The organism is Paraburkholderia caffeinilytica (assembly GCF_046030355.1).
Lineage (GTDB): Bacteria > Pseudomonadota > Gammaproteobacteria > Burkholderiales > Burkholderiaceae > Paraburkholderia > Paraburkholderia caffeinilytica_B.
The window spans coordinates 58,315-72,150 of the sequence record NZ_JAQQCQ010000010.1; the positions used below are offsets into that span (position 1 = coordinate 58,315).

Sequence of the window (13,836 nt, forward strand, 5' to 3'; positions counted from 1 at the left end):
CACGCGCGGATCATGTGGAGCGTATTTGGTAATGAGTTACACCCCCGACGTTCCGTTCACCCGCAACAACGCTGATGCCGGTGCCTTCGTGGGCGGCGCGCCAGCGTTTCGCCAACTGGTCCGGATGATCGATCGGGTCGCCCCCACCGACCATCCGCTGCTCATTTTCGGGCCGACCGGTTCGGGCAAGGAACTGGTCGCGCGCCGCGTGCACGCGCACAGCCTGCGCCAGGATCAACCGTTCGTCGACGTCAACTGCGGCGCGATTCCAGAGAACCTCGTCGAAGCCGAATTGTTCGGGCACGTCAAAGGCGCGTTCACCGGCGCGGGCGAAAACCGCCAGGGGCTTTTCCAGCAGGTCGGCAAGGGCACGTTGCTGCTCGATGAAATCGGCGAACTGCCGCTCGCGTTGCAACCCAAACTGCTGCGCGTGCTCGAAACGCGCACGTTCCGTCCGATCGGTTCGTCCACCAGTCTGCACTTCGCGGGACGGGTGGTGGCCTCGACTCACCGCGACCTGCGCGAACTCGCGCGCGAAGGGCTATTCCGCGAAGACCTCTTCTACCGGCTCGCGGTTTTCGTGCTTGCCGTGCCCGGACTCGAGCAGCGCGTCGAGGACATTCCCGCCCTGGTCAGCCACTTCGCTGCGCAGCACGCGCGTCGTCTGGAGTTTTCGCCAGCCGCTGTCCGCCGACTTGCCCAGCATGCGTGGCCAGGCCACATCCGGCAATTGCGCAATCTGATCAGCCAGTTGAGCGTGCTCGCCGAAAACACGCTGATCGACACCGACGCGCTCGAACCGTTTCTCGCCAACGAAACCGGCGGACCGGTGTCGCGCGCGAGCCTGGCCGACATGCTGTTGCAACTCGAAGGACGCGACAAACTCGCCGCCGCCGAAGATCTCCTGATCGACCGCGCGCTCGAACGGACCGCCGGCAACAAGAGTGCGGCGGCCACCCTGCTCGGCGTGGGCCGCAAGACCATCGAGCGGCGTCTGAAATCACGCGAGGAACATCACCGGGAAGCGCGCAAGTGTCTCGAACAGGCGAGCGCGCTGATCGAGGAATCGAAGTTCGCCGAAGCCATTCCGCCGTTGCGACGCTGCCTCGATCTGCTGCAGACACCGCACGAACAGGAGGCCGCGCGCCGTCTTCAATTCGACGCCTACCGGCTGCTCGGCATGAGCCTGCGTAGCGTGCATGGTTGGCTGTACGCGGAGGCCACCGCCTGCTACGCCGCCGCGCTGGCCGTCGGCGAAGGCGTCTGTACGCCCGCCGAAATCGCCGCGATCCAGTTCGGCGTCTGGACCACGCAGCTGACGACGCTGCAACTCAAGCAGGCGCGTGCCACCGCGCAGAACATGCTGGAGCGCGCGCAGAACGGCGGCGACCGGGTTTCGCTCGACGAAGCGCACGTCGCGATGACCAACACCCTCTTCTGGCTCGGCGACAGCGAAGAAGCCTTGGCCTGCCTCGCGCGCGGCAACCTGCTCGGCGTGGCGCGCGACGACACCCGTACGGGTTCGCAAGGGATCGATCTCGCCAGTCTCGCATTGACTTTCGAAGGACTCGCGGCCTACCAGATCGGCGCATTCGGCCAGGCGCGACGCGCCATGGAGATGTTGATCCTGCGCGCGTCCGAACCCGGCGCGCACGCGTTCGCTCATGCCGTCAACCTGCAGGGCGCCGCCTGGCTCGCCTGCCTGTTCGAAGACATGGACCGGCTGGGAGACCTCGCGAGCGAACTCGAATCCGTCTCGATCGCGAACGGCTTCGCGTTCTACCGCGGCGTCGGGCAGATCCTTCGCGCATGCCATCTCAGCGCGCTCAGTCATTCCGATGAAGCGGAAACTGTCATGCTCGACGGCTACGATAATCACGTCGTTTGCAATGGCGGTGCGCTGTTCTATTCCTTCATGGCGTGGCAGCACGGCGAGCTGCTGCTGCGCGCCGGCCGCGCGAAGACCTGTGAGGCGATTCTCGCTGCCGCGATCGACGAGACCCTCGCCCGTCAGGAACGTGTCTACCTCGGCGAACTCCTGGTCACCCGGGCGCGTGCGCAGTGGGCACTCGGCGAGGTGAACGCGGCAGAACTGGGTCTGCGTACCGCGCTGTCCACTGCGCTCGCGTTCGGTTCGGTGCCGGCGCGCGTGGACGCCGCGCGTTACCTCGCCGATCTGCTGCGCGCCACCGGCCGTATCGCCGAAGCAATCGACATCCTCGAACGAGGCTTGCGTTCGCTGACGACTGATTCAACCACGCGTGTCACCAGCGCCATGAGTTTGCTCGCCGAACTTCAGCGCGAAGTTTCTATCGACGTCTATACGAAAGGAATAACAAATGGCCTATGAATTACGTAAGGAAGATCTGGAACCGCTGCTACTGGGTGCAGCGTTCTTTGGCAGTGGTGGCGGCGGCACTATCGAATCCGCACGGCATCTGGCCGCGCATTTTGTCCTCGGCGATTACTACCCGACAGACACGATCAAGGTTGTGTCCGTCGAAGAAGCCACCGAAGGCGCGGCTGTCATGGTCGCCTATCTGGGCGCCCCTGAAGCGATCAACTCAGCGATCTATCCGCTAGGACCAGTAACGGCCGTGCAGAACGTCCAGGCCCGGCTCGCTTCGCAATCCACGAAGCTCGCCTACGTGATGCCGCCGGAAAGCGGCGCGCTGGGCTTCACGGTGGCGGCGCTCGTGGCGGCGAAGCTCGGCCTCGCGGTCATCGACGCTGACGGGGCCGGTCGCGCCGTCCCCTCGCTGCCAATGCTCACCTTCGCGGCCGCCGAGATCGATCCGCGCCCGGCGTTCATCGTGAGCCAGGGCGGCTTGTGCGTCGAACTCGACGTAACGCCGCGCGATAGCAACCAGGGCGGCCCGACCCATCAACGCGACGTGTCGGCGATTGTCGAGCAGATGATGCGTCCGGTCGTCGCCGATCCCGAGTTCGGCCAGTTCGGCGGCCTCGCGATGTGGGTGATGACGCCGTCCGACATCGGCCGCGCGACACCCATCCGCGGTACGTTAAAGCGCGCGCTGGACCTCGGGCGCGCCGTGCAGGCCGGGCAGATCGGCAGCGTCCAGCAGATGATCGGCTATCTCGCCGAACATTGCGGGCTCGCCGCGCGGGCCATCTCGGCGCCCGGCGAACTGGTTTCGGCCAAAGTCGACACGAGCGGCGGCTTCGACGTCGGCAAGATTGGCATTCAGGCCGGACAGCGCACCTACACGGTGATCTACCAGAACGAGTCGCTGCTCGCGTGGGACAGCGAGTGTCCGCAGCCGATCGTGCTGGCGCCGGACAGCGTCGCGTATTTCGTCGGCGGTGAAGGCCAATCGATCTTCACCAACGGTGACCTCGTGCAGGACGACGGTTCGCTGAATCCGGCAATCGGCAAGCGCCCCGTGACGTTGATTGCCTGGCGCGCCGAAGCCGAACTGCGCAAACCGGGCCTGATTCTCGACAGCTTCATGCAGTTGCTGAACTCGCTCGGTTATCTCGGGCCGTATGTGCCGCTGGAATCACACCAGTCGCTCCAGTCAGCACGCCAGTCCGCACACAAGGGAGACGCATCTTGAACGCCCCTTTGCATTCACCGCTGCGCATCTGTGTGCTTGTGCCGGTCGCCACGTCGCAATACAACGACCGCATCCTGAAGGCGGTTGCGCCGGTCGTGCCGCCGGATGTACAGGTCGAGATTCGCAACATCACGCAGGGGCATCCCGATATCGAGAATCGCACGAACTGGCTGCAGAACGGCATGCCGGTGGTCGAACTCGCGCAGTCCATCGCAAACGACGGTTTCGACGGCATCTGGCTGACCGACTTCGATATGTGCGGCGTTGAAGCCGCGCGCGAGGTGATCGATATTCCGATCATCGGCGGATTTCCCGCGTCGGCCTTCACGGCGCTCGCGCTCAGCCAGCGGTTCTCGATCGTCACGATCCTGCAAAGTACGCTCGCGATGCAGCGCGGTCATCCGCAGACCTATGGCATCCAGGACACGTTTGCTTCGATCCGCGCGATCGATTGCCCTGTCGCGCAGCTCGACAACATCGACGTGGTGGTCGTTCGCACCTTCGAAGCGGCCCTGAAGGCGATCAAGGACGACGGCGCGCAGGCCATTCTGCTCGGGTGTACAGGTTTCGTGGACGTCGCGAGCCGCGTCTCCGCGCTGCTTACCGACGAACTGGGCGCTTATGTTCCCGTGATCGATCCGAATCAGGCCGGGTTCAGCTTCCTCGTCTCGCTGGTGCGTATGCAGGTGCGCCCGAGCCGGCTGACCTACAGCAAGGTCAGCCTCCAGTCGTAACCGGCGGCTTCTCCCGGTTTGTCTATCCATCCGGCGCGGCATGTGATTGCCGCGCCGGATGTTCTCGCTTTAATCTGCCCTGCCCCAACACGCTCCCGCCTTCTTGCCGATTCCGTCGCCATGCGGACGAAATGGTCCGTCCACGCACCCGGAATAGCCAAATGGACGAAATCGTCCATTTCCAGCCAGACACGTGGACGGGAATGTCCAACGCCTCGGCTGAAATATTCCCCTATTCCCGCAGGCATGCGGCTTCGCCGCATGGCATGACGATTGCTTATATTGAGACGATGTCTGCCACCGCCTGATAAAAACAACCCACCCAGACGGTAGCAGCGCCCAGAACGTGCAATAAACCTGCCCGACAGACTGGGGAACCTGAGGGACCAAAAAAAGACCGCGCGCTGCATTGTGTTCGACGTACCGACGTCCGGCGATGTCCTGTTTGTTTCTGGATAGCCGACGCTGCTGATCGGGGGATCAACGATGAATCATCACGTCCCCCCGATTAGTGATCCGAACCATGTCCGACGTGCAGGTCGACGCTGGCGATGCTGAATCGCCGGTGAAAGATTGAGAGAGGGCTGTGCTGTTGTTGTAGCTGTAACTGTTGTATGTCGACACGTAGCGACCGAATACTTCCATAGAGAAGATCGTTGCAATGCGTAACGTCGACAAGGTGGAATCCGCGTGGCTATGTATCAGGCGGACCACTGCGAGGTTCGGCCGTCGTTGCCTCCCTTTCCGGGGACAAGCAGCGGCGGCTAGTCCTTTCCTGATTTGCCTGCACCCATCGCGGCAAATTCATCGATTCTCCGCAGAGCAGTCTGCGGCACTCGCACACCCGGCCACCCCAACGGATTGTTCTGGATAGCCAGGTAAGCGGTCTTTTTGCATGGTATCAACGCGGAGATCCACTTCGCCGCGGACGAGAATCTGCTTTAGAAGCCCTGAGCGGTGTCAGATAGTTAATGGCATCGCGAACGGACCAGACTGGCCATCTCCGGGGGAATCGAAGAATGCATCACCAGCTTTTCGAAAGCGAGCTCATTCATCTCGAACGGGTCATCGCCTGCGCGCAGCAAAAACCTTTTCCGCCGACATATTGGCGCGATCGCGTCGAACATCTGAAAAACTCTCCGCAAGCGCCGATGTATCGCCACCGTATTGCCCGCCTTTCCCGCCTTGTGGGGGAACTGCACGGATAGGTCAACCCAGCGATCCTGATCGCGCCTTGAACGTGCCTGCTACGCTACCCCTTGAGCCACCATCGCAAGCAGTAACCGTTCTGCGCCGATGCCAAAACCCGCGCCTTCCCGATACGCACCGCCGCCGACGATCTGCTGCTGCGCTCCGAGTTCGGCGCAGCGCATCTCGAAGCCCATGCCATTCAGGTAGTAGCTAAGACCGCGTCTGGCCCTGCTGTCGAGTTCGTAACGCAGTCCGAGTGAATCAAGAAAACCCGCCACGATCTCCTGGCTGCGCAGGTTGGCCCATTCAGGGTCCGGGCAAAGATATTCGAAACCGAGTTGAGAGAATTCGCGGTAACGGCCCGCCTGCGGCCGTTCATATCGATAGCATCGCGCGACGTAGAACAACATGCGCTCTGTCTGCCGTCCCAGCAACTCCTTGCGGCGCTCCTGGAATAGCGCCGTCGCTTCCGGGATCAGACAGCAGGGTCTGCCCTTCTTGTCCGGGAAAGCCCACATCTGCCCGATGACCTCGCTGCCACCGGCTTTCTGGATGAAGGTATCTTGTCCCCACAGCGCAGGAACGATCGCCTCCTCTGCCCCGGCCTCAATGAAGGTAGCTCCGGAAGCGGTTTTCGAGTGCACGAATCTGTGCGGCTTCGGTTCCGACGATAAAACGGGTTCCACGGATCATGGTCATGTCTGGTCTCTTGTGCGTAAAAAATAAAAAAGGCGCCCTGGGCGCCTTGGTCGTTGGTGCATGAAACGGGATCAGTGAAGTCCCAATTCCCTGCTATGGACGTAACGAACCACGGCGCAACAGCATGCGGCCGTGATGGTGGTGAAAATTGAACAGTACGCTACGGGATTCCATGCAGGGCATGGTCGCACATAGATTTAATTTTGGGAATACGTTGCTGCAGCAGCATTCAATTGACGTGTCGGGGGTGCCAGTTTCGTCGTTGCAAGCTTGCGGCGACTGCATCTTCGCGCAATCGCCGACACGCCCCACTCAATGCCGCCACGACCCATGCGGTAACTCGACGTCCCGCTGCGCTGCCGCCAATCCTTCGGCGATGCCCGCGCGATCCAGCGCAATGCAATAGACCGGCTTCGCTCGCTCAAAACGCCAACTGTCCGCGAGCGCTCCGGCGTCAACTGCATCGAAGCCGAACTGATCGAGAAGCCCACTCACGACGTGTTTGGCCTGCTCGTCATCGCCGGCGAACGGCAGTGCCCGGCGGTTTGGCGCGTCGGCTGGCTTGCCGTCCGTTTCGAGGTCCTTCGCCAGAATCGCGTTGAAGGCCTTGACCACTTTCGCGCCTGGCAATGCGGCAGCCAGCATCTGACTGGTGGTCGTCGCGCGACTGTCGAGCGCCTCGATCTGGCCGTCGCGGTGGGGATAGTAGTTGCAGGTGTCGATCACGATCTTGCCGTCGAGCGCCGCAACCGGCAGCGCGTCAATGCTGCTGAACGGCACGGTCACTACCACCACGTCGCCGAACTTCGCCGCCTCTTCAGCCGTGCCGAGCGCACAGCCAAGCGCCGCGGCCGCACTGATCAAGGTCCGTGGATCACGGGAATTGCTGATCATCACTTCGTGACCATGGTTCTTCGCGACCGTCGCCATTGCGCGGCCGAGAAAACCGGCGCCAAGAATGCCTATCTTCATGTTTCACACTCCCTGTTTGTCTGAGGACCTGGCCGTTGGGCGCACGCCCATCGGTAAGAAACACTATGATTCAAAACTTAAGCTGGATAAACATTGATAATCTGACGACTGTCGAAACCATGAGTGGGGAATAATGGATCGCTTGACCAGCATGGCCGTGTTCGTGAAAACGGCCGACAGCGGCTCGTTTGCCGCAGCCGCGCTCGCCTTCGGCATCTCCTCGCAGATGGCGGGCAAGCATGTCAGCACGCTGGAGGAACGCGTCGGCGCGCGTTTGCTCAACCGGACCACGCGCCGTCAGAGCCTCACGGAGATCGGCCAGATTTTCTACGAGCGCTGCAAGGCGTTGCTCGCGGATGCGGAAGCGGCCGAGTCGGTCGCACAGGAACTATCCGCCTCGCCGCGCGGGCGGTTGCGCATCACCGCCCCGGTAACCTTCGGCACCTGCTGTCTCGCGCCGATGATCACGCGTTATCTGAAGGCCCATCCCGAGGTGCGGGTCGAGTTGGCGCTGACCGACCGTTTTGTCGATCTGATCGACGAAGGGTACGAAGCCGCGATCCGTCTCGGTTCGCTGTCGGATTCGTCGTTGATCGCACGGCCGTTGATGCCGTACCGGCTGGTCGCCTGCGCGTCGCCCGGCTACCTGGCCGAACGCGGCGAGCCGCAAACACCGCAAGCGCTGGCGGACCACGAGTGTCTGAGCTTCGTCTATACGAGCCTGCCGGTTGAAACCGAATGGCGTTTTGCCGATGCCGGGGGTGAACACGAGGTGCCGATCTCGGGCCGCTTTCAGGCCAACGACGTGAAAGCGCTGCTGGCCGCGGCGCTCAATGGCGGCGGCGTGATCCTCGCGCCCGAAGTGGCGGTGAAGGACGAGCTCGCCGCGGGCCGGCTGGTGCGCCTGCTGAACGGCTACGAAGCGCCCGCGCGGCCCATGCATCTGGTGTTTCCGGCAAGCCGCGTCACCCCGAAACTGCGCGCGTTCATCGATCAGGTGGTGGCGGAATTCGGGCCGCACGCCGCGTGAAATGGGCAGCCGGGCGCATCCGGAAGACCGCCTCCGGTACCCGCCAATCTCCACCCATTAGCCGCTAGAATTGCCGGCTTTGCCCGCTTCGGCCGCGCGACAAGGCAAAATACGGGTTTTGCGCGTGCAAAACGCGCCGCAAGACCGGATGAATCAGACCTCGGCGGCAGCGCTTGCCGCCGACCCTCGCAAAAAACGCATGACGACGGCCCAGCACGCCGGGCCCGTCGCGTGCGGCGCAGCCAGGACAGCTCGTCCTTTAACAGAGCCCCTCAGGAGCATTCATGACCGATTCGAACCCGTCTTTTCTCGGCAGGATTTCACTTGCCGTCAGTACATTTTTCAGCATCCTCGGCGATGGCGAATTCGCCGCCGGGGTACTGCGTCTGCGTAAGGGGGGCGCGAGCGCCGCACCTGCCACGCCCGCTGCCGCAGTACCCACGTCCGCACCTGCCGCTGCGCCGGCTCCCGCCCCGCAACCCGTGCCCACGCTGAAGGAAGCGAGTCCGGACGCCGCGCTCCAGTTGCTCGGCCTGCTGCAACGCGACGCGCGCTTCATCGATTTCGTCGAGGAAGACATCAAGAGCTATAGCGACGCCGACATCGGCGCAGCCGCGCGCCTCGTGCACGACGGTTGCCGCGCGACGCTGCGCGAGCATTTCACGATCCGTCCGGTGCGCGACGAAGCCGAAGGCAGCCGCGTCACGCTGGCCGAAGGCTTCGACGCCACCTCGGTTCGCCTGACCGGCAATGTGGTCGGCAAGGCGCCGTTCAACGGCAGCATCAGCCATCGCGGCTGGCGTGTCGACGAAGTCCGTCTGCCGAAGCTGACCGACAGCCACAACGCCAAGGTAATCGCACCGGCCGAGGTGGAGCTATGAGCGACGCACGCTTTTCAATCGGCATCGATCTGGGCACCACGCACTGCGCGCTGTCCTACGTGGACACCACGGCCAGCGACGGCGAGAAAACCGCCCAGGGCGTGCTACCGGTCGCCCAACTCACCGGCCCCGGCGCGATCGACAACCTCGATCTGCTGCCCTCGTTCCTCTACCTGCCGCATCCGGACGAACTCGCCTCGGGCGACCTATACCTGCCGTGGACTGGCCAGCGCGAATTCGCGGTCGGTGAATTCGCCCGCAGCCGCGGCGCGGCCACGCCGATCCGCCTCGTGTCGAGCGCCAAGAGCTGGCTGTGCCATCCTGGGGTCGACCGTCGCGCGGCGATTCTGCCGAACGATGCGCCGCCTGAAGTCGCGCGCGTCTCGCCGCTCGAAAGCTCGGTGCGCTATCTGACGCATCTGCGCGAAGCGTGGGACCACGCGCATCCGGACGCTCCGTTCAGCCAGCAGGACATCACGGTGACGATTCCCGCCTCGTTCGATCCGGCCGCGCGCGAGTTGACCGCCGAAGCCGCGGAAGCCGCCGGTTACGGCCGCATGACGCTGCTCGAAGAGCCGCAAGCCGCGCTGTATAGCTGGATTCAGAAGAGCGGCGGCCAATGGCGCAAGCAGGTCAAGGTCGGCGACATCATTCTCGTGGTCGACGTGGGCGGCGGCACGACCGACCTCTCGCTGATCGCCGTGATCGAGCGCGAAGGCAATCTCGAACTGCATCGCGTCGCGGTCGGCGAACACATCCTGCTCGGCGGCGACAACATGGACCTCGCGCTGGCCCACGTGGTCGCGCGTAAACTCGCGGCGCAAGGAACCCAGGCCGACGCGTGGCAACTGCGCGCCCTCACCTATGCCTGCCGCTCGGCAAAGGAAACGCTGCTCAGCGATCCGTCGACGGAGACCGTGCCGCTCGTCGTGCCGAGCCGCGGCTCGAAGCTGATCGGCGGTTCGATCCGCACCGAACTGACGCGCGCCGAGTTGACCCAGACGATCCTCGAAGGCTTCTTCCCGCAGGTCGACAGCGCGGCGCGTCCGGTGAGCCGGGCGCGTGCCGGTCTGACGCAACTCGGCCTGCCGTATGCGCAGGACGCGGGCATCACGCGGCATCTGGCGGCCTTCCTGGGTCGTCAGGTGGGCGCGCTGGCCGAACTCGACGGTCTGCGCGACATCGCGACGGTAGAAGGCGCGACCTTCCTGCACCCCACCGCCGTGCTCTTCAACGGCGGCGTGTTCAAGTCGCCGCTGCTGGTCGAGCGGATCATGGGCACGCTCAATGGCTGGCTCGGCGCCGAAGGCGCGCCGCAGGCCCGTCTGCTCGAAGGCGCGGATCTCGATCTCGCCGTCGCGCGCGGCGCGGCCTATTACGGCTATGTGCGACGGGGCCAGGGCGTGCGCATTCGCGGCGGCACCGCACGCGCGTACTACATCGCAATCGAATCGGCGATGCCCGCCGTCCCCGGTCTCGAGCCGCCAATCCAGGCGCTGTGCGTCGCGCCGTTCGGCATGGAAGAAGGTACGGACGCCGAATTGCCGGCGCAGGAATTCGGGCTGGTGGTCGGCGAGCCGGTGCACTTCCGCTTCTTCGGCTCGTCGGTGCGTCGTCAGGATCAGGTCGGCACGCTGCTCGACTTCTGGGGTCCCGAGGAATTGCAGGAACTCGAGGAAATCCAGGCGACGCTGCCGTCCGCCGGCCGCACCGCCGGTGAAGTCGTACCGGTGAAGCTCCACGCACGCGTGACGGAAGCCGGCACGCTTGAGCTCGAAGCCATGCCGCGCGGCACCGACGAACGCTGGAAGGTCGAGTTCGACGTGCGCGGCAGCGCCAATGCATGACTCAGATGAAGCGTTACAGCGTCGGCATCGATCTCGGCACCAGTAACACGGTGCTGGCGTACGCCGCGGCGGGCTCGCAGGAGATTCGCGTCTTCGAGATCGAGCAGTTGGTGAGTCTTGGCGAAGTCGCCGCGCGACCGCTGCTGCCTTCGGTGCGGTATCACGCGGCGCCGGGCGAACTGAGCGCGGGCGATCTGCAGTTGCCGTGGCGCGCGACGAGCAGCGCGGCCGATGGCGCTAGCGGAAATCAGCAAAATCCGCCGGTGGTGATCGGCAAGCTCGCGCGTGTGCTCGGTGGTCAGGTCCCCGGGCGGTTGGTGGCGAGTGCGAAGAGCTGGCTGTCGCACGCGTCGGTGGACCGGGTCGCGCCGATCCTGCCGTGGGGCGCAGCGGACGACGTCCGCAAAGTCTCGCCCGTCGAAGCCAGCGCGAGTTATCTGGCGCACGTGCGAGCGGCCTGGAACCAACGCTTTCCCGACGCGCCACTCGAAGCGCAGGACGTCGTGCTAACCGTGCCCGCGTCGTTCGACGAAGGCGCGCGAGCGCTGACGGTGGAAGCGGCGCGGATGGCGGGCCTGCCCACTTTAAGGCTGCTCGAAGAGCCGCAGGCCGCGTTCTACGACTGGCTGTTTCATCATCGCGAAAGCCTTGCAACCGAACTGTCGGACACGCGGCTCGTGCTGATCTGCGACGTGGGCGGCGGCACCACCGACCTCACGCTGATCGAAGTCAATATGCGCGACGGCGAGCCGGCGCTCACGCGTATCGGCGTGGGCAACCATCTGATGCTCGGCGGCGACAACATGGACCTCGCGCTCGCGCATCGGGTCGAGGCGCGTTTGTCCCAGGCGGGCAACGAACGCACGCGTCTATCGGCGGCGAGCCTGTCGCAACTGGTCGAGCGTTGCCGCGGCGCGAAGGAACAACTGCTCGGCCCGGACGCGCCGGAGTCGGCTTCGATCACGCTGCTCGGCGCGGGCTCGAAGCTGATCGGCGGCGCGCGCACGGCGCAGGTCGCGCGCGAGGAAGTCGAGCAGATCATCGTCGACGGATTCTTTCCTGCGGTGACGTCGAACGAACGGCCCGGCAGGCCGCGCGGCGCGATCGTCGAGTTCGGCCTACCCTATGCCACCGACGCAGCGATCACGCGTCATATCGCGGCGTTTCTGAGCCGTTTCGCGGCGCAGTCGCGTAAGGCGCTGGGGTCTGCGCCCGGTTCCTCCGCGCGGCCCTCCGATATCGGCGAAGAAGCCCAAGGCGAGCCTTTACCGGTGCCCGACACGCTGTTGCTGAACGGCGGCGTGTTCCGCGCCGAGGCGCTTGCGCAACGCCTGTCCAGCACCCTGGGGACGTGGCGCGGCGAACCGCTCAACGTTCTGCACAACGACAATCCCGACGTCGCCGTGGCGCGCGGCGCGGTCGCTTATGCCCTAGCCCGCACGGGCCAGGCGCCGAAAATCGGCGGCGGCTCGGCGCGCAGCTACTTCCTCGTGCTGGACGAAACCGGCGACGGCGCGCGCGACGCCGAACCGGCGCAACACGGCATCTGCCTGCTGCCGCGCGGCACTGAAGAGGGCCACGAGATTCTCATCGCCGACCGTACGTTCGCGCTGCGCCTCGGACACCCGGTGCGTTTTCACCTGGCCTCTTCAAGCGCGGATACGGTTTATCGACCCGGCGAAATGGCCGACCTTACGCAAGGCGACTTCATCCGGCTGCCCCCCATCGCGACGATCGTGCAAGCGCGCGGCGCGAGCACGGCGCGTGGCGAAACCGCGGTACAGATCGCCACATCCCTCACGGAAGTCGGCACGCTCGACGTGCACTGCATCGAGCTCGACAATCCGGCGCAGCGCTGGCTGCTCGAATTCCAGGTGCGCCGTGCGGACGCCCAGGTGAACCTGCCGGTGGATGCCGCGCAAACCCGGCATCCCGCACTCGATCAGGCAATCGACCACATTGACCGCTGCTTCGGCACGCGCGCGCAAAACGTCGACCCGAAAGAGGTCAAACGCCTGCGCTCGCAACTCGAACAACTGCTCGGACCACGCGAGGGGTGGAACAGCGCGTTGCTGCGCGAATTGTTCGGTGCGCTGTGGGAACGTGCGCGCCGGCGGCGGCGCTCGGCGGATCATGAACGCTTATGGCTGAATCTGGCCGGCTATTGCGTGCGGCCGGGCTTCGGCTATCCGCTCGACGAATGGCGCGTGGAGCAACTCTGGTCGCTCTTCGACGACGGCATTCAGTACGTCAACGAAAGCCAGGTCTGGTCGGAATGGTGGACACTCTGGCGCCGCGCTGCCGGCGGCCTCGACGAAAGCGCGCAACTGCGCGTGCTCGACGCGATGGCCTATCTGCAAACGGCCGCGCAATCGCGTCACAAGCTGCCGTTCGACGTGTCGAAAACCGGCTTCACGGATATGGTTCGGCTGAGCGCATCGCTCGAACGTATTCCGGTCGAACGCAAGATCGAGCTCGGCGAATCGGTGCTCACGCGCTTGAAGAAGCCTGCGGAAAATCATCAGAGCTGGTGGGCGGTCGGCCGCATCGGGGCGCGGCGGCCGTTCTATGGCAGCGCGCATGGTGTCGTGCCGCCGGACATCGCGGCAAACTGGCTGAACGCGATCCTCGCGCTCGACTGGAAGAAGGTCGACCCCGCGGCATTCGCCGCCGTGCAGATCGCCCGTATGACCGGCGACCGCTCGCGCGACCTGCCCGACGATTTGCGTCATACCGTGATACGCAAATTGGAAGCGGCCAATGCGCCACGCGCGTGGATCACGATGGTCGGCGAGACCGTGGAACTCGATGGTGCCGACGAGGGCCGCGTATTCGGCGAATCGCTGCCCGCGGGGCTGAAGCTGATAACGGCAACGTCATGAGCGGCCGTCAGCGGAAATCGCG

11 protein-coding genes are annotated in these 13,836 nt (G+C 64.5%); 9 read left to right on the plus strand and 2 right to left on the minus strand.

Annotated features, from left to right (window positions below; genetic code table 11):
- The first annotated feature begins 31 nt into the window (after positions 1–31).
- The 5 genes from PQQ95_RS16855 (at position 32) to PQQ95_RS16875 (ending at position 5,520) form a co-directional block, all read left to right on the plus strand.
- Entirely contained in the window at positions 32–2,350 is a 2,319-nt protein-coding gene (locus PQQ95_RS16855; RefSeq protein ID WP_408438508.1) for a sigma-54 interaction domain-containing protein, read from the plus strand.
- Positions 2,340–3,578, plus strand: coding sequence for an S-methyl thiohydantoin desulfurase domain-containing protein (locus PQQ95_RS16860; RefSeq protein ID WP_408438509.1), 1,239 nt, complete (start codon positions 2,340–2,342; stop codon positions 3,576–3,578). Before PQQ95_RS16855 ends, PQQ95_RS16860 begins: the two co-directional genes overlap by 11 nt.
- A gap of 8 nt (positions 3,579–3,586) precedes the next feature.
- On the plus strand, positions 3,587–4,312 hold the full coding sequence (locus PQQ95_RS16865) for an aspartate/glutamate racemase family protein (protein ID WP_408438711.1): 726 nt from the start codon (positions 3,587–3,589) through the stop codon (positions 4,310–4,312).
- 161 nt (positions 4,313–4,473) lie between these two features.
- Positions 4,474–4,620 (plus strand): hypothetical protein, encoded by a 147-nt coding sequence (locus PQQ95_RS16870; RefSeq protein WP_408438510.1) that lies wholly within the window; start codon positions 4,474–4,476, stop codon positions 4,618–4,620.
- A 711-nt stretch (positions 4,621–5,331) separates the two neighbouring features.
- Complete coding sequence (locus PQQ95_RS16875) at positions 5,332–5,520, plus strand: hypothetical protein (RefSeq protein ID WP_408438511.1); 189 nt, start codon at positions 5,332–5,334, stop codon at positions 5,518–5,520.
- Positions 5,521–5,559: 39 nt separating this feature from the next.
- On the opposite strand, the gene PQQ95_RS16880 is transcribed toward PQQ95_RS16875, so the two are convergent.
- Together PQQ95_RS16880 and PQQ95_RS16885 are read right to left on the minus strand one after the other, a co-directional pair.
- Entirely contained in the window at positions 5,560–6,147 is a 588-nt protein-coding gene (locus PQQ95_RS16880; RefSeq protein WP_408438512.1) for an ATP phosphoribosyltransferase regulatory subunit, read from the minus strand.
- Between the two features lie 367 nt (positions 6,148–6,514).
- Complete coding sequence (locus PQQ95_RS16885) at positions 6,515–7,174, minus strand: NADPH-dependent F420 reductase (protein WP_408438513.1); 660 nt, start codon at positions 7,172–7,174, stop codon at positions 6,515–6,517.
- 133 nt (positions 7,175–7,307) lie between these two features.
- Between PQQ95_RS16885 and PQQ95_RS16890 the strand changes: the two genes are divergently transcribed.
- From PQQ95_RS16890 to PQQ95_RS16905, 4 genes are all read left to right on the plus strand, one after another.
- Complete coding sequence (locus tag PQQ95_RS16890; RefSeq protein ID WP_408438514.1) at positions 7,308–8,204, plus strand: LysR family transcriptional regulator; 897 nt, start codon at positions 7,308–7,310, stop codon at positions 8,202–8,204.
- A gap of 284 nt (positions 8,205–8,488) precedes the next feature.
- A complete protein-coding gene (locus tag PQQ95_RS16895; protein ID WP_408438515.1) occupies positions 8,489–9,085 on the plus strand; it encodes a DUF2760 domain-containing protein in 597 nt (198 codons plus the stop codon).
- The gene (locus tag PQQ95_RS16900) at positions 9,082–10,932 is read left to right on the plus strand and encodes an Hsp70 family protein (RefSeq protein WP_408438516.1); all 1,851 of its coding nucleotides are present in this window, start codon (positions 9,082–9,084) and stop codon (positions 10,930–10,932) included. The genes PQQ95_RS16895 and PQQ95_RS16900 overlap by 4 nt, the downstream gene beginning before the upstream one ends.
- Positions 10,929–13,814: an Hsp70 family protein gene (locus PQQ95_RS16905; protein WP_408438517.1), complete on the plus strand. Its 2,886-nt coding sequence runs from the start codon at positions 10,929–10,931 to the stop codon at positions 13,812–13,814. Before PQQ95_RS16900 ends, PQQ95_RS16905 begins: the two co-directional genes overlap by 4 nt.
- The last annotated feature ends 22 nt before the right edge of the window (positions 13,815–13,836 follow it).